Consider the following 20604-nt stretch of genomic DNA (forward strand, 5'->3'; position numbering starts at 1 on the left):
AACCCATGTACATATAAAGCAAAAAATGGTTTGAGGTGATTGTATTGAAAATAATGGTTTGTGATGACGACAAACATATATTACAGCTGGTAAGTATTCATTTAATGCGGGAAGGATATGATGTCATAAAAGCTAATGATGCGAAAGAGGCGCTTTACTTATTAGAAGAAGTAGTTCCTGACTTAGCCGTAGTTGATGTGATGATGCCCGGGATGGATGGCATTGAGTTGACAAAAATACTCAACCAAGATTATAAAATTCCTGTTCTACTGTTAACGGCAAAAGATCAATTAGAAGATAAAACGAGAGGGTTTCTAGCAGGTTCCGAAGATTATGTAGTAAAGCCCTTTGAACCTAAAGAGTTACTATTTCGGATTGCCGTCATCCTTAGAAGATTTGATAAGGACAGCCAAAATATCATTCGGATCGGTAATGTGACGATTAATCGTAAAATTTTTGAAGTGTCAACCGAATCAGAAACACTGATCATGCCCTTAAAGGAATTTGAATTGCTATCATTACTTGCAAATCGGCCCAATTATGTCATCGAGCGATTTACCATCATGGAACAAATATGGGGACATGATTATGAAGGTGACGGCCTGACCCTTAATACACATATCAAACGCCTGAGAAACCGATTGGATCGTCTAGGGGCTAATATCGAAATAAACACAATCCGTGGTTTAGGATATAAATTAGAGGTTCAACATTCATGAAAACCTTGTATCAACAGTTCATTATCACTACGTTAAGCCTTATGCTATTCAGTACAATTGTCGGCTTTTTTTTAACAAACACGTATTATCATCTGGTTACTAAGGAACAAAATGATGAAAAGAATGTCGCCATAGCACAAAATATTACACGATATATCGAGAGTACGCCTGATTTGGATTTAGAACATTATTTATCGACACTTGGCGATATAGGGTATCAATTTTATGTTGTCGGGGAATCTGGTTATTCTCAGTTCTTTGGAGGGGCATTTAAAACGTCAGAATTACCCCCTTCCGCCAAAGAAACGGTATTTAAAGGAAATATCTTTCATGGTATGGAGAACTATCCAAATCAGTCATTCATGACAGGTTTTTTTACGAATAAAATTATCAATACTGTCGGTGTCCCCTTTATATATAATGGCGAACAGTATGGGGTCTTCCTTCGGCCCAATATTGGCTTATTATTTTCTGAAGTGCATACAATATTGGCTTGTTTGATCATATCCATGGCGATAATCAGCCTGATTGGAATGCTATTTGTTGCGAAACAATTAATACGACCCATTACACAATTAACGGAAGCCACTAAACAAATATCAAAAGAAAATTATGACCTTCTACTGAAGGTTAAACGACGCGATGAAATTGGACAGCTTGCATCAAGTTTCAATCAAATGACGAAGCAATTACAGGAAACAGATCGATCAAGAAAAGAATTCATAAGCAATGTTTCTCATGATTTCCAATCGCCGCTATTAAATATCCAAGGATATTCTGAACTATTGAAGTCACCCAGCATTACAGAAGAAGATCGCCTAACATACACATCGATTATCGAGACAGAGACTAAGCGATTATCTCTCTTAACTAAGCAATTACTACTGCTAACCTTTTTAGATCAGCCTACACGTGCATTAAAACGCTCCTCATTTGCATTGGATGAACAACTTAAGACGCTGATTCAAAAATATTTGTGGCTCATTGAAGATTCGGGCATCGAACTATATTATAAAATTGCACCAATCCGTTTCAATGGTGATGAAGGTCTATTGGAAACTGTCTGGGATAATTTACTTACAAATGCTTTAAAGTACAATAAACCGAACGGTTCCATTAAAATTATAGTTGAAGAAACAAACGATGATGTTTTCATTCAATTTCGAGATACCGGTATGGGGATTAAAGAAGAAGAACTTTCTCATTTGTTCGAACGTTTTTACCGAGCGGACGCTTCTAGGACAAAAGAAGGCACTGGTCTGGGACTGGCAATTGTCAAAGAGGTAGTGGATTTCCATCGTGGCAGCATACGTGTTTCAAGTCAATTCGGAAAAGGAACATGTTTTTTCATCACTTTGCCTAAACTATAAATAGGCTAACTACGCACCTAGATCAACATATACCTAAAGCCACCAGGATTAAGATATGGTGGCTTTAACTATAATAATCCATCCTTTTGAACATTCGTACACCCTCCCTTCCGCGTTACTCAACCAACTAAAGTCAAAATAAAAACGAACGTGGAAAAGTTTTTCTAAACTTATAAAATAAGGAAAGTATCTTATTCTAGTCTAAGCCTATTAATTATTACATGGAACTTGCTGCAGAAGAGATCGTCGGACATTAGTGTGAAAGAGTTATAGTGGACAATATTAGGGGCTTTTTCTGCAGAAAACCTCAGCTATCCTTGCACTTATAATCAGTCCGTTTAGCCGATTTTATCTAGTTTCAATTCAAAAAAACATCTATCCAATCCCGAGGATCAGATAAATGTTTTATCAAAAATCATAGTTTTTATTTTTTATAGAATTCGCTCCTCCTAAGAAAAGTCAAAATAATTCCGTTTCAGCATTCGCTTCATCTTTAATAGTTCCTCATACGTAGTCTGCTTATCTAGCTGTTTCGTATCAATTAGAAACAACTGGTCTTCAATTTCTTTCACGACTTCATCCCGTTGAAAAAGGGCATTGCAATTTTCACAATGGGATGATGGCGTTTCGGTAATCTCAACAGCCTTCGTTCCATCCGGTAATTCCCAATAAACTGTACCCTTTATGGAAGAGAGTTTTCCTGTTTCACACCACGGACATACTTCCATTTTACTCCCCTTCTTCCTTTTTGCTTTGTGGAGCTATTTTTTTATTTGCTGTGCCTGAAATTTTTTTTCTTTTAGCTGGTCACGTTTTTCGCGTTGGTTTTTTAAAGAGGCATGTTCTGGGTTGGTATGGTATTTTTCACGACGGTTCATCCGTTTCAGGCCTTCAGGTACTAAATTAAATTGTTTGTCGTTCATAAGACCCGCTATCCCTGAATCTGACTGTTTTGCTTCAACATCGGGATAAATCCCCTTGAAATAATCATCGGCAAGTCCCGGTGTGTACTGCTCCGGTTCCGGATAGGTCGTGATTACACCTTCGAAATTCCGAAGCACTGTCTTGGTTGGGGATTGAGAGAGGATGTAATTTGGCTGTAAAGTGATTTTCCCTCCCCCTCCAGGTGCATCAACAACGAATGTAGGTACTGCATAACCGGATGTATGACCCCGTAAGCCTTCGATGATTTCGATTCCTTTAGATATTGGGGCCCGGAAATGACCAATTCCTTCTGACAAATCGCATTGATAAATATAGTAAGGGCGTACACGGATCTTGACAAGGTCATGCATTAGCTTCTTCATGATAGGGACACTATCGTTAATGCCCGCTAAGATTACAGCTTGGTTTCCAACTGGCACACCCGCATCCGCGAGCATCTCACACGCTTTCTTCGACTCTTCCGTTATTTCTATCGACGTATTGAAATGCGTATTTAACCAAACCGGGTGATATTTTTTTAGAATATTACACAGGTTTTCAGTGATACGCTGAGGAAAAACCACTGGAGCCCGTGTACCGATCCTGATTATTTCAACATGGGGAATGTCTCGCAAATTCTTCAAGATATATTCGAGGATGGTATCGTTGATCAATAATCCATCACCACCGGAAATAAGCACATCCCTGACCGCTGGTGTATCCCGAATATAGCCGATTGCTGCATCTAATTGTTTCTTTGGAACGCCCATGCCAATTTGACCTGAAAAACGCCTTCTCGTACAATATCGGCAATACATCGAGCACTGGTTCGTCACCAGGAAAAGCACACGGTCGGGATACCGGTGAGTCAATCCCGGTACGGGTGAATCCTCATCTTCATGTAGTGGATCCTCCATATCATACTTAGTTTTATGCATTTCTTCCGATATGGGCACGGATTGCATCCTTATTGGACACCTAGGGTCCTCTTTATTCATAAGTGACGCATAATAGGGGGTAATGTTTAAGGGAATCGTTTTGGTGGAGATTCGCACCCCTTCCTCTTCATCCGGAGTAAGGTCGATTACTTTCTTCAAATCATCCACAGTTCTTATTGTATTTGTCAATTGCCACAACCAATTGTTCCATTGTTCATCAGTTACATCTTTCCATAACTCTATATCTTTCCAATGACGATCTGGTTTATATAAATCAAATAACATAGCCATACCTCCTAAGTCTTGATAGTAGTATTTAATGCAAGAAGGGTGCCAAAATTGCCCAAAAACTAAATATGAACGCTAAAAAATCCGGTTATATACGATATACCGGATTTTTTAGCGTTCAAGTATGTTTCTTGATTTTATATTGGAGGGTCTGCCTCGGGATGTCCAATAGCTTTGAAGCTTGAAAGACATTTCCTTCGGTTTGCAAAAGTGCCTCTGATATAAGTTTGGTTTCCATTTCCTTCATGGCTTCCCGCAGCGGCAATACCTTCTCTTTAGGAACTGTGCTCTTTTTTAAAAATGGGGGCAAGTCACCCGCTGTCAAGACTTCACTTTCGGCATGTATCATCATGAACTCAATCGTATGCTTGAGTTCCCTTACGTTACCTGGCCAATGATAGGCATGTAGGATTCCCTTGGTCTCTTCATCGATTCCTTTTACGGAGCGATTCATCTTCTCGTTAAAGTTTATAATAAAATGCTCCGTAAGCAATAAAATATCCTCTGGACGATCTCTTAGCGGCGGTAGCTCATAGCTCAAAACATGTAAGCGATAAAATAAATCCTCACGGAGCTTTTTCTCCGTGACAGCCGTCTTCGGGTTTACATTCATCGCAGTCATGATCCTGACATCTACCTGAATGCTTTTTGCCGCCCCTATCCTCCTAACGGCCCCATCCTCAAGTACACGAAGCAGCTTCGCCTGTAAATCAATGGGCATCGATTGCAGTTCATCAAGAAATAGAGTCCCTCCATTCGCCAGCTCAAATAATCCCTGGCGTTCGACAGCTCCCGTGTAACTACCTTTCGAAGTCCCAAATAAAAGCGAGTCCAATAAATTTTCAGGTAGTGCCGCACAATTTTGTGCAATGAAGGGCTTTTTTCGCCTATTGGAGTTGTGATGTATACTTTGGATGAAAAGTTCCTTTCCGACACCACTTTCACCATAAACTAAAACCGAAGACGATGACCGGGCAGCCTTTTTCCCTTGTGCAATCAACTTTTCAAATGGTGGATCTTGGGTTAGAATATCAGCAAAAGTGTATAACGTACCATTCGTGGCTACTTTTTTTTCTTTACTTGTCGTCGTTTTAAGAGAGCTTTCCAAGTCTGCTAAGCGTTCCGATAATTGTTTCAGGCTAGAATAATCTTTCGCAATTTCTATTGCCCCCATTATGAAACCGTCTACATATATAGGCAGGGTTGTATTGAAGGTCTCAATGATTCGACCATGTGCATTTACATAAGATTGTCTATGATGGTAGATGGGCTTTTCGGATTGGATGACACGCAGCAAGGTCGAAGATTTATGATTTAAGGACGGAAACGCTTCAAGCAGTGGTTTTCCAAGCACTTCCTCTACCTTCATTCCATCATGGTTGGCCGCCACTTCATTATAAAAGATCGTTTGACCTTTTGGATCGATTACATGAATTCCCTCATCAATGCTTGCCAGAATCGCTTCTAAGACCTGATTTGTATTAAAACATTCACTGATCAATGTCTTCCCCCTCTCTCACATTCCTTCCATCATATATATGAAGTAGTGCCGAAAACTTGTCATATGCATGCCCGAAAATGGGCATTCATGTATAATTCTTCACCCATAAGTTCATATCCTCCAATTTATCGAAAATGAAGCAGTTATTGGCTAATCTACCCCTGTAATAATAGCCTTGCTGATGCAATGCTGCATTCATTCCGAATGATAGCGCCCTTGCGATAGAATAGATACAATAAATGTCATGTGAGACGAGGTGACTCTCAAGCTTCTCAATCAAGTGCTTCATTAATCCATACTGCCGATGATCGGGCAGTGTTGCACAATCCGTTATTTCCGCATTACGGTAGAAGTCATTTATTTCAGCGGATGCCGCACTGACGATTACTCCATCATGTTCGTACATGTAATAGACCGTCCCGCTTTTCATGCACTTCCTCACATATTCTGGTTCATTCATCGGGGTTGGGTAAATTTCAAATACTTTTCCGTACAATTCAGCAAGCTTCACCGCATCTATTTCCTCCGCCTTCCTTCCTATATAGGTGGATGGGGGGGCCTCTAGCTCTACTTTTGTTGGAAGTTTCTGTACATTTTCTAGAATTTCATCCTCCTTGATCCAATGAGAACTGGCCCTTCGCTGATCTTGGGTATATTTAACAAGGAAGTGGCAATCACTTCCTAAAAAGAACTTATCGATGCTTCCCTCATATAAAAAACCTTTGCTCAGCAGCTCCAGTACATTTTCCGTTCGTGCCTTGAATATGATTTTCTCCGCTGATATATTATCAGCTGCTTTCAAAGATTCTTCGACGCAATCTTGAAAATGGCCCAAATAGTCTTCGACCCGTACGCGCTTATTAAAACGATCCATCATTATGTGTAGTGTAGAATGGGACAATTGAATTCTTTTTTCAACAATATCCATTCGGCTCTCTCCTTCCTTCTCTATCTAATAGTGTAACAGAAGGCCTGACCCTATTTTAGGAATCAGACCCGGTACCCCTTATATGTCCCTCCACTCCACACCATTCCAAAATTGTTCGTGCAATGATTTCGGCCGATTCCAACATTTTATCCACTTCTATATATTCATTGGCATCATGGGCCAATTTTGTTTCGCCTGGTCCGAAAACCACTACCGGTATGGAACCGACCGAAGATAAATACCCTCCATCCGTTCCCCAAGGGGAAGCTTCCACAGTCGGCTGTTCTCCCATGACTTTTTCATAGTGGGTGGACAATGCCTGAATCAACGGATGATCCAATTCCAGGATTCCCGGTATCCATCTAGCTCCGAACCATTCCAATTCAATTGGTTTTTCCTTGAACCAATTATCCTTACGATTCAAATCGTCAATCTTGTTTTTCAAGGAGAGTTGTGCCGCTTCCATGGTTTCCTTAGGGGCAACTCCAAATCTACCTTCTAGAATCGCTGTATCAGGCACAGAAGAAGGCCAATTCCCACTTTGGATGCTCCCGATATTAATGGGAATGGGGATGGGGATATTATGATAAAGTGGATGATCCATCTTTTGGTTACGTTCCTTTTCAAGGTTCTTGATTTCCTCGATTACAAGATAAGCTTTATCTATCGCGCTTTGTCCTTCATACCGGGTTCCCCCGTGTGCTGATTTGCCTTTTATTTTCAGTCGAAACCACATCGATCCTTGTTGAAGGGGGAAAAATTTCATGTTCGTTGGTTCTGGAATGATCGCTCCATCAGCTTTATATCCTCTCAATACAGCTGCGAGCGAACCCGCCCCACCGCTTTCCTCTTCGATTACACTCTGAAATATCACGTCGCCCTTCAACCTTATGCCTGTTTCAACGATGGATTCGAGCGCTAATAATAATGAAACATTCCCGCCTTTCATATCCGTCGTCCCCCGCCCATACACTTTCCCATTCTCTATTTTTCCACTGAATGGATCATCCTTCCATGCTGATCTATCACCTTCAGGAACGACATCGATATGACCGTTCAATATAAGCGACCTGCCGCCGCCACTTCCCTTCCTAACCGCGACAAGGTTTGGATTCCCTTTAAAATCTTTTCGGTCACAATAAAAATGAGGATGATTTCTTAGTGCACCATCCCCAATCTCCCATAGGTCGATGTCAAGACCGATCTGCCGGCACTTTTCGACGACGATGGCTTGTGCACTCCCTTCCTGCCCGCGTTTGCTGGGTTCCTGCACTAATTTTTGAAGTAATTTAATGCCATCATTTCGATGCTCTTTCAACCATGCACTGATTTGCTCTTCATACATGCCCTCATACTCCTCTCTCATTCTTTTACTATACAAAGCTTGCTAGACACTTTAACATCGGCTTCCGTTCTTTTCTTGACTTCTTCTATTGTAGTGGAAGCGAATAAATCAGTTAATAGGAGACCTTTTGGAGTAACAGAAAAAACGCCCAGTTCCGTGATAACCTTATGTACACATCGTTTCGCCGTTAATGGCAATGTACAGTTCTTCATTAATTTGGAGATACCGTCTTTGTCGGTGTGCTCCATTAGGACAATGACTTTTTTCGCCTTTGCCGCAAGTTCCATTGCCCCACCCATTCCAGGTACTCGCTTACCGGGAACAATCCAATTTGCCAGATCCCCATATTCACTTACTTGAAGAGCGCCTAAGATCGTAACATCAACACGGCCACGGCGAATCATCCCAAAGGCGAGTGTACTATCGCAATAGGATGCTCCTTCCCGGATGGTTATGGGGAGGCCTCCTGCATTACAAAGATGTGCGTCTTCATGGCCCATGGCTGGAGAGCTTCCCATACCAACAATCCCATTTTCTGCTTGAAACATCACTTGATGATCGGCTCGTAGATGATTCGGCACTAAAGATGGAATGCCGATACCCAAATTGACCAGCATGCCATCCCTAATTTCAGCTGCCGCTCTTTTGGCTAATCGATTTCTCGCCTCGGCTCCCAAACCCATTTCCAATCGACTCCTTTTGAAGGAATGATATAATCTACAAAAGCACCAGGTACAATGATTTTCTCTGGATCCATGCTGCCCAGAGGAACGATTTCCTCGACTTCCACAATCGTGATTTGACCTGCCGTTGCCACGAGTGGGTTTGTATTTCGAGCACTTTTGTCGAATATGAGATTGCCATAGGGATCTGCTTTTGCTGCAAAAACGATAGCGATATCGGCAGTCAATGCAGGTTCCACTAGGTAATTTTTCTCCCCGATTTTGACGGTTTGTTTCCCTTTCCTGACGATATCATTATCCAGACCAATATCGGTTAATATTCCGCCAAGACCCATCCCCCCTGCACGGATTCGTTCAACCAGTGTACCTTGCGGAGAGAACTCCACTTCCAACTCTCCATTATTCATGGATAGTCCGGCATTCGGATTGGAACCGATATGAGAAACAATGATTTTTTTTGCCCGCCTTTGAGTAACCAGCCTACCTATTCCGATATCAGGGAAGCCAGTATCATTTCCGATTAAAGTTAAGTGTTGTATACCCGTCTCCAAGATTAGATTGATGAGGCCCGGAGGAGTGCCAATTCCACCGAACCCGCCAAAAAGAATGGACTGACCGTCTTCAAAGAGATGCAGGACATCCTCAAAACGGCAAACTTTATGGAATGCATTATCATTCAATTCTGTTCACTTCCTTATTTAAGACGGCAGATATCCAGGGAGGATCTTATCTTTAAATTCACGGAGGGTTGAGTCCAGTCTCCTTAGCAATTCAGCACTCTCTTCCTTTGTAATGATTAAGGGCGGAGAAATGATGATGGCTGCCCCGTTAATGCCATCAAGCCCCGCTGATGCAGGGTATAAAATAATCCCATTGTTCATCCCCGCCTTTATAATTTCAGCAGTCACATCTAAAGTTTTTGGAAAAGGTTCCTTCGTTTCTTTATCCTGGACAAATTCCATCCCGATTAATAAACCCCTACCGCGGAGGTCCCCGATAAACGAGTATTTCTTTGCAAGCTTTTTTAAACCGTTGAATAACTCCTTCCCTCTTTTAGCAGAGTGTTCTACGAGATCGTTATCCTCCATATATTCCAAAACGGCAAGCGCTATGGCACACGACAATGGATTGGCACTAAGTGTATGTCCGCCCATGATTGAACGGGAACCATTCATGATGGGTTCCAACACTTTTTCCGTCATGGCAGCGGCAGCGATAGGCGTGTACCCCCCGCTTATCCCTTTCCCAAAAGTAATGATATCCGGTTCTACTCCCCAATGTTCAGAGGCTAGCATCTTACCTGTCCGACCGAATCCAGTCATAACCTCATCAGCAATGAATAGAATGTCATGTTCCTCACAAATTTTCTTTAGTTTCTGAAAATAACCATTAGGCGGAACGATTGCCCCACCTGCTGCACCGATAACTGGCTCACATATAAATGCTGCGATGTTATCTGCGCCAATGCGCCGGATGGATGATTCCAACTCCAAAGCACAGGCCATCCCACACGTTCGGTGATCTAATTGATATGGACAACGGTAACAATAAGGAGGAGCAACAGAAGGGTATGATTCAAGTAGAGCGGTAAATCGCTCTCTGCGTATAGGATGACCAGACATTGAAAGAGCGCCGATCGTAATGCCATGGTAGCTCATCCATCTGGATATTATCTTTTGTTTCCTGGGTTTCCCTTTTTCCTGCCAATGCTGGATGGCAATCTTTAGTGCAGTTTCGGTCGCTTCTGAACCACTATTAACAAAAAAACTATAGGGGAGCTTCCCATTGGTTAAATCCGCTATTTTTCGGGCAAGCTTCTCTGCTGCCTCGCTCGTGAACTGGGAACGATACACAAATGACACTTGGCTTGCCTGTTGAACCATGGCATCTGCAATTTCTTGCACCCCATGACCAATATTGGAGGTTACAGCACCGGAAGATGCATCCAGATAGTCCTTCCCTTCTTTATCGTATAAATAGACGCCCTTCCCATGACTAATTGTCGGATAGGCGACGCCAAGGAACGGCTTGATCAATGAAGACTGCTCCATGCCCACACTCTCCTTCTACCACCAATTATGGCTTATGCTAAAGTGTATGTCCCCACTAGGGAAATCTTGCTAAGGAATTGTTGCAACTCTTTCAAACTATTTTTATAGGAAGGTTTTAGAAGGATGGGGAATCTATTCACCGTGGGGAAAGTAAGGAAATACGACAAAAAAAAGTGTATCCACGAGAGATACACTTTTTTTCTTATAATGAGCTATTTAGTTTGTCTTGACGAATGGAATCTATGAAGCTTTCATCCTTTAAAATGGCCAGCACACTTTTATAAAAAGCCGCTTTGTCAATGACTGAGGTATGTACGTATTCATATTCTTTTAATGATGGATGACGCAAGACATGTTTCATGCAAGAAAGACAGACTTTTTTAGTACCTAACTTATAGTAATTCAAGTTGCTTGCATCCCCATTAGAAGTGTCTTCGTTACAAACGAAACAGGTATGGCTTACCCGGCCTTTTTTATTATACTCGGATAAAGCGCCTTCTAAACGAATGGATGCGGGAATTGTTAATAACACATAATCACCTTTTCTATTTTAAATCTCTTAGTATTATATCAGAAAAATAAAGAATTTGAACTATTAGCCTCATATTCCCTAATAATGCTTGTAAAATAGGAAAATGAACAGGGATAAAACCCTATTTTACCCAAAAACAGGGACCGATACAGCCAATGACCGATAATCTCGGTTCATCCTCTTAAGTTGCCCTATATATAGGTAGTCTGACGATAAGTCCATCTATTTTTCAAGAGAGGATGGTCACTTTCGCGTTACCGTTCCTCACGGTCATCTTAACACTTTCGCCCATCGGTATAGTAGCAAAAGGATGGACATGACCAAAGTTTGCATTCGCTATGACAGGGATACCATTCAGTTCCCTCTTAGTTGCAATGATTTGCTGAAGGGCGTAAGGTGTCATCCCTGAATCCTTTTGAAATCGACCTATGATAACTCCCTTGATACCATCTGCATCAGGCAACTGTAGCAAGGATTGTAAATCCCGATCGAAACTAAAAGGATGGCTTTCTTCATCATCCTCAATAAAAAGAATGCGGTCCCGTAACGATGGCATATACTCCGTCCCCTGCAAAAGATTTATCGTACAAAGGTTGCCACCTAAGATGGTACCAGCTGCTTCGCCCTCCTGTATGACCATATATCCCGAATTCGGATGGAAGGAACGGTCCTCCTGCTCCAGATGCCATGAATCATCGCTCCAGGTTTCACTTTGTTCTAAATCAAAGCCATCATCCATAAGAACCGCTTTCTTAAAGTAGTCCATTGTATAGTCCAGCCCAGTCTTCATCCCAAAAGTAGAGAAATCAGGACCAGAATATGTAGTCAAACCAGTTTTTTGATAAATGGCCAAACCGATGGCCGTAATATCACTATAGCCCATCAAAACTTTAGGATTCTTTTTTATTAAATCGTAGTCGATATATTGTAGCAATTGATTGGCATTATATCCACCTACGCCAGCAAGGATTGCCTTTACAGACGGATTTCTAAACGCATCATGCAAATCTTCAACCCTGTCCTCAATCGAATTCGAGAAAAAGTCATCATGTACCAAAGCTGTTTTACCGTATGTAACTTTAAAACCGAGGTCCACCAATCTTTCCTCTGCCAGTCTGCGTTGCTCACCTTTTACAATCGCAAGACTTCTCGATGGTGCAATAACCCGGATTTCATCCCCGCGTTTTAAACGAGAAGGTTTCATATCTCTTTCCCCCTAAATATATTACATCTTAAATTATTTTAGCAGATATACAGAACAAAAGAAAATCATGGCTCATTATTGATTATAACACAAAAGAAACATATGTTCTTAATCGAATCCCTTTTAAAACTCCACCCTTGAGCCAGTCCCTAGCCAAGGCTTAATCTTGGGTAATTCTGTCATAAGGAATGGCCTCCATAAGAAAAGACCAGCTGATAGCTGGTCTTTTAGTGTTTTATATTTAGCAGCAGAATGATGCGCCGATGATAACCAACAGAATGAATAAGACAACGATTAATGCGAAGCCTGAACCAAAACCGCCACCGCATCCGCCACCGTATCCTCCGCCGTAACCATAACCGCCGCCGCAGCCGCCACCATATCCTCCACCATATCCGTACATAAAGTTTCACTCCTTCTTGATTTCTGTTTTCTCTTTACACCCTTACCATATGTCGATATGCCCGCCTTGGTCTGTGTATTTGCCCATTTTTTTTTATTTAAGCAAAAACTCCTCCATTCTTCTATATAAATCCCCCTCAATAAAACGTGTAATCAATTGATTTTAAAAACGGGAAATGAAACCAAACCTTATTGTATTACCTTAAATTTGCGATATAATAAGGTTAAAATATGCTTTTCGTCCTATACTTACCACACCAACCTACAATAATGTTAATCGGAGGAAATGAATTGAAAAAAGTCTCGAAATCCCTCATCCCATTCGCAGGAATTGTCCTCACACTCCTTCTCATTTACATCCTTCAAAAAGTTCCAAAAACATACGGTTCCGATGAGAACTTAAATGTATACCAAAAATACCAGGATGGTCAGCCGATTGACTATCTGATTATTGGCGATAGCATAGGCAGGGGGTCCGGGGCTGAAAATCCGAGTCAAACTTGGTTTAAACAACTGGAAAATAAAATGAGCAAGCACCATTCAGTTCCCTTTAAAGGGGATTACGTTGTTCAAAGCGGCTCCACTGCTTTTGAAGGTCTTTATAAGCTCTCTCAAAAAAAAAGAATGGGCCATAAGGATTTGATTTTCATTGTATTCGGTGAAAATGATCGTAAATACATGAATGTGGACGATTTCAAAATGACGTACGAGGCTCTGATTAGAAAAGCAAAGCACCTATATCCTCATGCTGAATTGTTCACGATTACGGAAAGTTGTTTGGAAAACGAGGAATTTGCGAATGCTATCGGTCTGTTATCTGACTATTATGGGGCCACCAATATTGACATGCGTCCAGTTTTCAATTCTTCAGGGTTCACTGACAAGGAATTGACGAAAGATTTGATTCATCCAAATGGCCTTGGCTATCAATTATATGCAAATACGATTCACGAAAAGTTTATTGAAAATGCACAAAAAGAAAAACCTGTCGCTAGTCTTCCTCCTAAATTTCATCAAGGCTCCGAAATGAATTTAAGAGATAATGACAACTATGATTCAATGGTGGGGTTTAGACCAAGAGGCGGTTATTACACAAGTGATGACACAGGGAGTTATATTGAATACCGATTCGAAGGAAATATACTTGGAGTTAAATTACTCAGAAGCCCAGATGGCGGAGAAGTTGATGTATTCATTGACGGCAAACTGAATACATCCCTTCATACGTGGTGGCCCTTTGCCCGCGAAAGGTATTTATTCATCGCCAATGGCCTTTCTCCCGGTCCTCACACCGTGCGTTTTGTAGTTTCAGGGAGAGAAACCTCCAAGGACCTCCCTACCACACATGTGCGGCTTTCTTCCATCATCACCAATGATTCAAACCACTAAAACAAGTAAGCCCCTATCACAGGATGATAGGGGCTTACTTGTTTATTAAAGAAACAGTTTCTTATATTCACCGTATCCTTCTTTTTCAAGATCTTCGAGTGGGATGAATCTTAACGAAGCAGAATTGATGCAATATCGTAACCTGGTTGGTCCTGGTCCATCATCAAACACATGTCCAAGATGGGAATCGGCCGTTTTTGAACGCACTTCGATCCTTCTCATGCCATAACTTGTATCCAAATTTTCCACAACTTCACCATCATCCAGTGGCTTGGTAAAGCTTGGCCAGCCACAGGCGGAGTCAAATTTATCTTTGGAAGTGAATAGCGGTGTACCGGAAACAATGTCCACATACAGTCCATCTTCATTCAAATTCCAATATTCATTATGAAAAGCAGGCTCTGTCCCGCTATTTTGTGTGACTTCATATTGAATGGGTGTTAATTTTTTCTTCAAATCATCTTTACTGCTCATTTCTTTTCCCCCCAATGATGTTTTTGAAAAGCCTTGCGCCCGGAGCCAACTGAATATCTCTCGTAGTGCTCTGGTTGCTTTTTATAATAATGCTGGTGATACGTCTCTGCCGGATAAAAGGTTTTGGCCGGTAAAATGGGTGTGGCAATGGGCTTAGAAAAAATGCCGCTCTCCTGTAGGTTTGCCCTGGAAGCTTCCGCTATTTCCCGTTGCTTTTCGTCGTGATAGAAAATGGCCGTTTGATAGGAACTGCCACGATCAAAGAACTGGCCTCCAGCGTCTGTTGGATCAATCTGTTGCCAAAATAATTCAACTAAATCTTTATAAGGGTAGATGGAAGGGTCAAAGGTAATCTGGACAGCTTCATAATGTCCCGTCGTTTCCGAGCAAACCTCTTTGTATGTAGGATTCTCCGTTGTCCCCCCTGTATAACCGGAAATGACAGATTCAATACCAGGCTGTTCATCGAAGGGTTTTACCATACACCAAAAACATCCTCCAGCAAATGTTGCTTTGTCTAAATGGTTGGTCAACTGTAATATCCTCCTTTTTTGGAAAAGTTCTATTGAATGCATTTTAAACCTTTTATAAGGTCATGTAAAATCATCTGCTGTCTAAACTTCTTTTGTTGATGAAAACTGGACTGATTAAAAAAACCAATCAAATTTGAGTATACGAAAGACACATGCCCAAGCATGCTACCATATGATGTCTTCATAATGATTCAAATGAGAGGTGATAGACATGAACCATAAAGACAAACATTTACAAAAGGCCATGAATTATGATGCATTATCCTGCTACTATAAATATACTAACCCACATTTACATGATTATTATTATCATAAACACTTAAAGAGCATGGAAAAAGCCATGCAACCAATGAGAAGTGAACAAATCAATACGGTAAAACCGGCACAGGTCCGTATTTTACATGCAGCTCCAAAAGCACCTGCGGTCGATGTATATGTAAACGAAATGCGCATCCTTCAGAATTTCGCTTACAAAGACAATAGCAACTATTTATCTTTACCCCCGGGTAAATACCAAATTGATATATATCCTGCCGGACAAACCACGTCCACCTTCCTTAGCCGTAAAGTCGATCTGGAAAGTGAAAAACTGTATACCGTCGTTGCTACAGGATCCAATGAAATGCCAAAACTACTTACTTTCGAAGACAATCCTTATGTCCCCCAAAATGAATCCAAGGTTCGATTTGTCCACTTGTCTTTTGATACGTCACCGGTGGATATCGCTGTAAAGGATGGCGATGTCGTATTTTCAAGACTTCCGTATCGCAAAGCAAGTGAATACCTGAATCTCTACCCCATGCAAGTCGATTTTGAAGTAAGGAAAGCCGATTCGAAAGAAGTAGCCCTCTCCTTACCCAATACAGATATTCAGGCAAATACCCCATTATCCATTTATATAATCGGCACCAGTCAGGGTCAACCTGGCTTAGAAACACTTATCTTAACACCTTAATACAAAAAAAGATGAAAAGCCAGGATGCATTTGACCTGGCTTTTCATCTTTCATTTTCACTTATTGTAAAGAAGAGGGGACAGTTAATAAAAATGAAATATCATCATTCTTTAAATCAAATTCATTAGCCTTGACCCTGACGTCACTTTTTAATTTCATGTCCTGTAAAGACACATATATGTTTTCCTCATCGGGATTTATGGTGACCCAATCCGGCATTTTATACCGTTCATTAATTAAGTTCATCACATATGAAACAGGAAGGTTCATCTGGCCAATCGCAATCGATTTTTGTTTCAAAACCAAATCCCCGTTCTTTTGCGCAATGGGTTCGAATGTTAATTTCATTTCCACTTCACGGTTGAAAAAAGGCATTTTCCCGTATAACTCCACTTCATCCCTTAAATACACTTCATAATGTATCAATCCAGTCAAGCCTTCTTTATCAAGATACTGGTTGATTAATCGGGTCAAATCTTCCCGGTTTGTATGAATCTGAAACTGGATATCTTCTTCCTTAGTTACAACTGGCTTCATATCTGAATCTTTTGCCGGTAAATTAATTAAAACCAGGATTGAAAGGATGACCAGGATGTTAACGGCTAATAAAGTAATAAACAAAGTCTTCCATTTGACTTTTGTCATTCTTGGTCATCATCTCCTTTGGCGCTAGCTTCCATTGTATCCTTTCCGATTGTTAAAACTTCCATGTTATTATAGATTCTTTCTGCAATCAATTCATATCCCCGATCATTGGGATGGAAGTAATCTTCCGTATATAGCAAGTCTTCTTTGGAATTTTGGAAAATATCATCTATTTCGATAAAATATGCAGAATCATATTCGGTGATAATCTTTTTTCCGCTATCATTCCAATCATTCATGATTTCATCTAGTTCATAAAAATCAGCAAACCACTTTGAAAATGGGTTATACACGCCCACTAAATAAATCTGTGCCTGTTGATTTTCAGAGCGCACCTTATCCAATATCTGTCTTAATCTTTTTTCATACCCTATTTTAGCTGAATCGAATTGGTTCAGTTCCAAGTTGGAGAAATTCTGTTTAAATACTCTCATGATATCATTTCCACCAATCGTGACGACAATGGAATCGGCTTGTTCAATATCTTCTTGAACACGGGATTTATCCAACCTTTTTAATAATTGGTCGGTCCGGTTTCCCCGAACTCCGTGATTGATCATCTCAACTGAAGTAATAGATGGCTCTTTCTCAAGATTTTTCTGCAAGTAAGGGAGATAGCCCCCATTATCTTTACTATCGCCGACACCTTGAGTTAGGGAATCACCTATTGACACGATTTGAACAGGATCCGGAAAAAAGCTGGCTGGAATGGTTTCCTTTTTGCTTAATTCAACAACATTATGCTGCTGAACGAGTGGCTGTTCTGAAGTAGTCCTCTGAGAGCAACCTGAAATCCAAACTAGGCATATAAAAAGACAGGTGATTTTGTGTCTCATAACCTCACCTTCCCTACCTAAATATTATATCATGGGGAAAATATAAAATTGAATCAATTTGACCTTTACTTGTCGGTTTTATTTGTATTTATCACTGTATAGTATGAAAAAAAGCTGGGAATTAAAGCTTATCCCATGAATTTTAGCATGTACCTGATGAGTAAATTCATTCTTAGTAACAGCTATTTGTTCCATACGTCATTCCGTGATTACTATAGAAACTAAAAAACTATTGAACAGGTCATTCTCCTGTTCAATAGTTCTGTAGTATTTTTATATGCTTAATCATCTCATCAAAAGGAATATCCTGAAGTCCCGTGTAATCCCGGATGACTTTTCCCTCTTGATCCATTAGATAAAACCTTGTCTGGTGAATCACCTGATCTTCATTGTCAGGCTTCAATACAATCGTTTTAAAGTTATCCTTGGCAAATGCCTCGATTTCATCTTGACCATAACCAGTCAAAAAGTGCCAATTTTTGTAATCGACGTTGAACTGGTCGCCAAATGCTGTCAAGACATCAGGCTTGTCCACTTCAGGATCCACGGAAAATGACACGAACTCAACATCTGAAATTCCCTCATCCTTCAGTTTTTGTTGCAACTTCACCATATTGGCAGTCATGGGGAGACAAACATCCTCACAATTTGTGAAAATGAAATCGGCTACCCAGACTTTTCCTTTTAAATCAGTTTTGGAAAAGGGTTCCCCATCCTGGTCCACATAACTAAAATCTTCGATATCCCAATTTTTCGCATCAGGCACCCCAGTTGAACCACATGCTGCCAGCATCAACAATACCCCAATGCCCATAGCTGCCTTCAACAAATGCAGCTTCCTCATCCATACCCCGCCTTTTATGTATAAATATTCTGTCACTTCTTTCATTCTACCAGACCACCAGTAGGAAAACAGCCACTATTTTTATCATAAAATGAACATTTGACTACATTACTTAGCTATCATCTCCTGCTCTTTAGGAGGTACTAAAAGCGAACATCAATCCCAGTAATACATGATGGCCATGGCACCTTCGCCAGTATGTGTGCTGACCACAGCCGTTGTAGCTTCTAACTTAATATCCTGGACCCCTGAAATTTCAGTAATCGCTTTGCGAACTTTATCGGCCATTTCATAGCCATTTGCATGAACGAAACCAATGCCTTTGACTTGTTTTCCTTGTGTATCTTCTTTGAATTTCTTTGAAATGAATTTTACAACCTGTGATTGGCTCCTTGCTTTTGAAACGGGATTCAGCACGCCTCCGTCCAGAAGTGCAATCGGTTTAATATGCAAAAGAGATCCGATGAATGCTGATACTTTGCCAATCCTTCCGCCTTTCACAAGATTGTCCAGCGTTTCAATGACAATGATTAGACTCGACTGTTTTCTAATGGTCTCAAGCCGTTGCATTATTTCTTCGGTGGTTTTGCCTTCATTCGCCATCTTGGCAGCCTCTATCACTTGGAATGACATGGCTTTTGAGATGAATTCCGAATCATAAACGGTAACTTTAGCATCCGACATCCCTGCTGCACTTTCAGCCGAACGTACTGTACCACTCATTCCACCAGTCATATGGATTGAAATAATCTCACTGCCATCCTTTCCAAGTTCATTATATACTTCTAAAAAAGTCCCTACTGCCGGTTGAGAGCTTTTAGGGAGTTCTTTTGACTGATTCATTCTTCTTAAAAATTCATCCTGTTCAATTTCCACTTTATCCAAAAAGGTCTCTCCATCAATATAGATCGACAAGGGGACCATTGTAATGCCATAATACTCAAATTCTTCTGGGGTCATATCCACTGTTGAATCCGTTACAATCTTCACTTTATTCATCTTTACACATCCCTAAATTAACGTATCTATTGTATTATACCTATTCAAAGTACGCTTTCAAACTAAAGCTTATATTTTTTTCAGAATAATGATTCTCTTGGACACATATACGTTGAAAATCAGAAGAAAACTTTGTAAAAAGGCATATATCTTATTTGGATCTAATCAACTTTATGGCTGAATGATGCCGATTCAATAACTTCAGCCATAAAAAATGACCCGAAGGAATAAATCCTTTGGGCCATTTTTTTATATGCCATCTTCATTATTAAGAGTTTCTTCCAGCAAGCTCTCCCGTTTTACCCTTCGTCGATAGACAATTTTAGAAAGCGAAATGCTAACTTCGTAAAGTAACAGTAAGGGAACCGTGACCAAAAAATCCGACATGAAATCTGGCGGTGTGATGGAAACAGCAATGACCACGAGAACAAAGTAAGCATACTTTCTTAATTTTTGAAGCACGTAAGGGTTGATAAGACCGATGGAGGTCAGGAACATCGTAACGACTGGTAGCTCGAATAAAAAGGCAAAAGGAATCGTCATATTGAAGACAAATGAAAAATACTTATCTGCGGTGAAATTGGTTATGAACATGCCTTCACCCAGCTCAATTAAAAATTGAAGGATGGTCGGAAAAATGACAAAATAACCAAAAGCAAGGCCTCCAATAAACAAGATGAAAAGAGCTGGAATATAGGCAAGGGTGGCCCTCACTTCATTGGGCATTAAAGCTGGCTTAACGAACAACCAAATTTGAAGTGCTATAATCGGAATCGTTGCAGCAATGGCAACTACTCCTGAAAGCATGAAGTAAATCCAGATGATATCACTTGGACCTAAGACCATTAATTCGAATTCAAGATCCTTAACAAACCAATAGTAGATTTTTTCCACATAAATAAAACTGACAATAAAAAAGACGAAAAAAGCTACAGTCGTAATGATTAGCCGTTTTCTCAATTCATCGAGATGATCGATGATATTTAATTCTTTATCTTCCAAAATAAATCACGCCTTCATTTGAAAATCCGTTTCTTTGCTACA

Annotated in this window: 22 protein-coding genes; 4 read left to right on the forward strand and 18 right to left on the reverse strand. The window is 40.5% G+C overall.

Annotation, left to right across the window (positions count from 1 at the left end; genetic code table 11):
* The first annotated feature begins 44 nt into the window (after nt 1-44).
* Both ACQKL6_RS03455 and ACQKL6_RS03460 read left to right on the forward strand, forming a co-directional pair.
* Nucleotides 45-719 carry a response regulator transcription factor gene (locus ACQKL6_RS03455; RefSeq protein ID WP_402868959.1) on the forward strand — a complete coding sequence of 225 codons (675 nt, stop codon included), beginning with the start codon at nt 45-47 and terminating at the stop codon, nt 717-719.
* Nucleotides 716-2089 carry a HAMP domain-containing sensor histidine kinase gene (locus ACQKL6_RS03460; protein WP_402868961.1) on the forward strand — a complete coding sequence of 458 codons (1374 nt, stop codon included), beginning with the start codon at nt 716-718 and terminating at the stop codon, nt 2087-2089. The genes ACQKL6_RS03455 and ACQKL6_RS03460 overlap by 4 nt, the downstream gene beginning before the upstream one ends.
* Nucleotides 2090-2538: 449 nt before the next feature.
* Here the strand turns inward: ACQKL6_RS03460 and ACQKL6_RS03465 are convergent, their stop codons facing one another.
* The 11 genes from ACQKL6_RS03465 to ACQKL6_RS03515 all read right to left on the reverse strand — a co-directional run bounded on the left by ACQKL6_RS03465 (nt 2539) and on the right by ACQKL6_RS03515 (nt 12886).
* A complete protein-coding gene (locus ACQKL6_RS03465) occupies nt 2539-2817 on the reverse strand; it encodes a YokU family protein (RefSeq protein ID WP_402988206.1) in 279 nt (92 codons plus the stop codon).
* A 33-nt stretch (nt 2818-2850) separates the two neighbouring features.
* Nucleotides 2851-4236, reverse strand: coding sequence for a lysine 2,3-aminomutase (gene ablA / locus ACQKL6_RS03470; protein ID WP_427650579.1), 1386 nt, complete (start codon nt 4234-4236; stop codon nt 2851-2853).
* A 121-nt stretch (nt 4237-4357) separates the two neighbouring features.
* Nucleotides 4358-5740 (reverse strand): sigma-54 interaction domain-containing protein, encoded by a 1383-nt coding sequence (locus ACQKL6_RS03475; protein WP_402988200.1) that lies wholly within the window; start codon nt 5738-5740, stop codon nt 4358-4360.
* 85 nt (nt 5741-5825) lie between these two features.
* Entirely contained in the window at nt 5826-6668 is an 843-nt protein-coding gene (gene ablB / locus ACQKL6_RS03480; protein ID WP_427591781.1) for a putative beta-lysine N-acetyltransferase, read from the reverse strand.
* Nucleotides 6669-6723: 55 nt separating this feature from the next.
* Nucleotides 6724-8013: a peptidase gene (locus tag ACQKL6_RS03485; RefSeq protein WP_402956812.1), complete on the reverse strand. Its 1290-nt coding sequence runs from the start codon at nt 8011-8013 to the stop codon at nt 6724-6726.
* 17 nt (nt 8014-8030) lie between these two features.
* Complete coding sequence (locus ACQKL6_RS03490; RefSeq protein WP_427591780.1) at nt 8031-8696, reverse strand: 3-oxoacid CoA-transferase subunit B; 666 nt, start codon at nt 8694-8696, stop codon at nt 8031-8033.
* On the reverse strand, nt 8663-9376 hold the full coding sequence (locus ACQKL6_RS03495; protein ID WP_402868974.1) for a CoA transferase subunit A: 714 nt from the start codon (nt 9374-9376) through the stop codon (nt 8663-8665). Before ACQKL6_RS03495 ends, ACQKL6_RS03490 begins: the two co-directional genes overlap by 34 nt.
* 18 nt (nt 9377-9394) lie before the next feature.
* Complete coding sequence (locus ACQKL6_RS03500) at nt 9395-10747, reverse strand: aspartate aminotransferase family protein (RefSeq protein ID WP_402868976.1); 1353 nt, start codon at nt 10745-10747, stop codon at nt 9395-9397.
* 202 nt (nt 10748-10949) lie between these two features.
* On the reverse strand, nt 10950-11279 hold the full coding sequence (locus tag ACQKL6_RS03505) for a hypothetical protein (RefSeq protein ID WP_402868977.1): 330 nt from the start codon (nt 11277-11279) through the stop codon (nt 10950-10952).
* A gap of 229 nt (nt 11280-11508) precedes the next feature.
* Nucleotides 11509-12483 carry a S66 family peptidase gene (locus ACQKL6_RS03510; protein WP_402868979.1) on the reverse strand — a complete coding sequence of 325 codons (975 nt, stop codon included), beginning with the start codon at nt 12481-12483 and terminating at the stop codon, nt 11509-11511.
* Nucleotides 12484-12724: 241 nt separating this feature from the next.
* Nucleotides 12725-12886: a YjcZ family sporulation protein gene (locus tag ACQKL6_RS03515; RefSeq protein WP_402868981.1), complete on the reverse strand. Its 162-nt coding sequence runs from the start codon at nt 12884-12886 to the stop codon at nt 12725-12727.
* A gap of 290 nt (nt 12887-13176) precedes the next feature.
* Here ACQKL6_RS03515 and ACQKL6_RS03520 point away from each other — a divergent pair, with 290 nt between their 5' ends.
* Nucleotides 13177-14274: a GDSL-type esterase/lipase family protein gene (locus ACQKL6_RS03520; RefSeq protein ID WP_427650581.1), complete on the forward strand. Its 1098-nt coding sequence runs from the start codon at nt 13177-13179 to the stop codon at nt 14272-14274.
* A 45-nt stretch (nt 14275-14319) separates the two neighbouring features.
* Here the strand turns inward: ACQKL6_RS03520 and msrB are convergent, their stop codons facing one another.
* Nucleotides 14320-14748: a peptide-methionine (R)-S-oxide reductase MsrB gene (gene msrB, locus ACQKL6_RS03525; RefSeq protein ID WP_427650583.1), complete on the reverse strand. Its 429-nt coding sequence runs from the start codon at nt 14746-14748 to the stop codon at nt 14320-14322.
* Complete coding sequence (gene msrA / locus ACQKL6_RS03530) at nt 14745-15230, reverse strand: peptide-methionine (S)-S-oxide reductase MsrA (RefSeq protein WP_402869865.1); 486 nt, start codon at nt 15228-15230, stop codon at nt 14745-14747. Before msrA ends, msrB begins: the two co-directional genes overlap by 4 nt.
* A gap of 262 nt (nt 15231-15492) precedes the next feature.
* Here msrA and ACQKL6_RS03535 point away from each other — a divergent pair, with 262 nt between their 5' ends.
* The gene (locus ACQKL6_RS03535) at nt 15493-16236 is read left to right on the forward strand and encodes a DUF4397 domain-containing protein (protein ID WP_427650585.1); all 744 of its coding nucleotides are present in this window, start codon (nt 15493-15495) and stop codon (nt 16234-16236) included.
* Nucleotides 16237-16296: 60 nt separating this feature from the next.
* Here the strand turns inward: ACQKL6_RS03535 and ACQKL6_RS03540 are convergent, their stop codons facing one another.
* The 5 genes from ACQKL6_RS03540 to tatC form a co-directional block, all read right to left on the reverse strand.
* Complete coding sequence (locus ACQKL6_RS03540; RefSeq protein WP_427650587.1) at nt 16297-16881, reverse strand: YpmS family protein; 585 nt, start codon at nt 16879-16881, stop codon at nt 16297-16299.
* Nucleotides 16878-17717, reverse strand: coding sequence for an SGNH/GDSL hydrolase family protein (locus ACQKL6_RS03545; RefSeq protein ID WP_402868991.1), 840 nt, complete (start codon nt 17715-17717; stop codon nt 16878-16880). The genes ACQKL6_RS03540 and ACQKL6_RS03545 overlap by 4 nt, the downstream gene beginning before the upstream one ends.
* A 253-nt stretch (nt 17718-17970) precedes the next feature.
* Nucleotides 17971-18561, reverse strand: coding sequence for an SCO family protein (locus ACQKL6_RS03550; RefSeq protein ID WP_402869866.1), 591 nt, complete (start codon nt 18559-18561; stop codon nt 17971-17973).
* 156 nt (nt 18562-18717) lie between these two features.
* Nucleotides 18718-19560, reverse strand: a complete 843-nt coding sequence (locus ACQKL6_RS03555) for a DegV family protein (RefSeq protein WP_402868993.1) — start codon at nt 19558-19560, stop codon at nt 18718-18720.
* Nucleotides 19561-19809: 249 nt separating this feature from the next.
* Nucleotides 19810-20562 (reverse strand): twin-arginine translocase subunit TatC, encoded by a 753-nt coding sequence (gene tatC, locus ACQKL6_RS03560; RefSeq protein ID WP_403079419.1) that lies wholly within the window; start codon nt 20560-20562, stop codon nt 19810-19812.
* Nucleotides 20563-20604: the final 42 nt, after the last annotated feature.

The organism is Peribacillus sp. NPDC097197 (genome assembly GCF_050278025.1).
Lineage (GTDB): Bacteria > Bacillota > Bacilli > Bacillales > DSM-1321 > Peribacillus.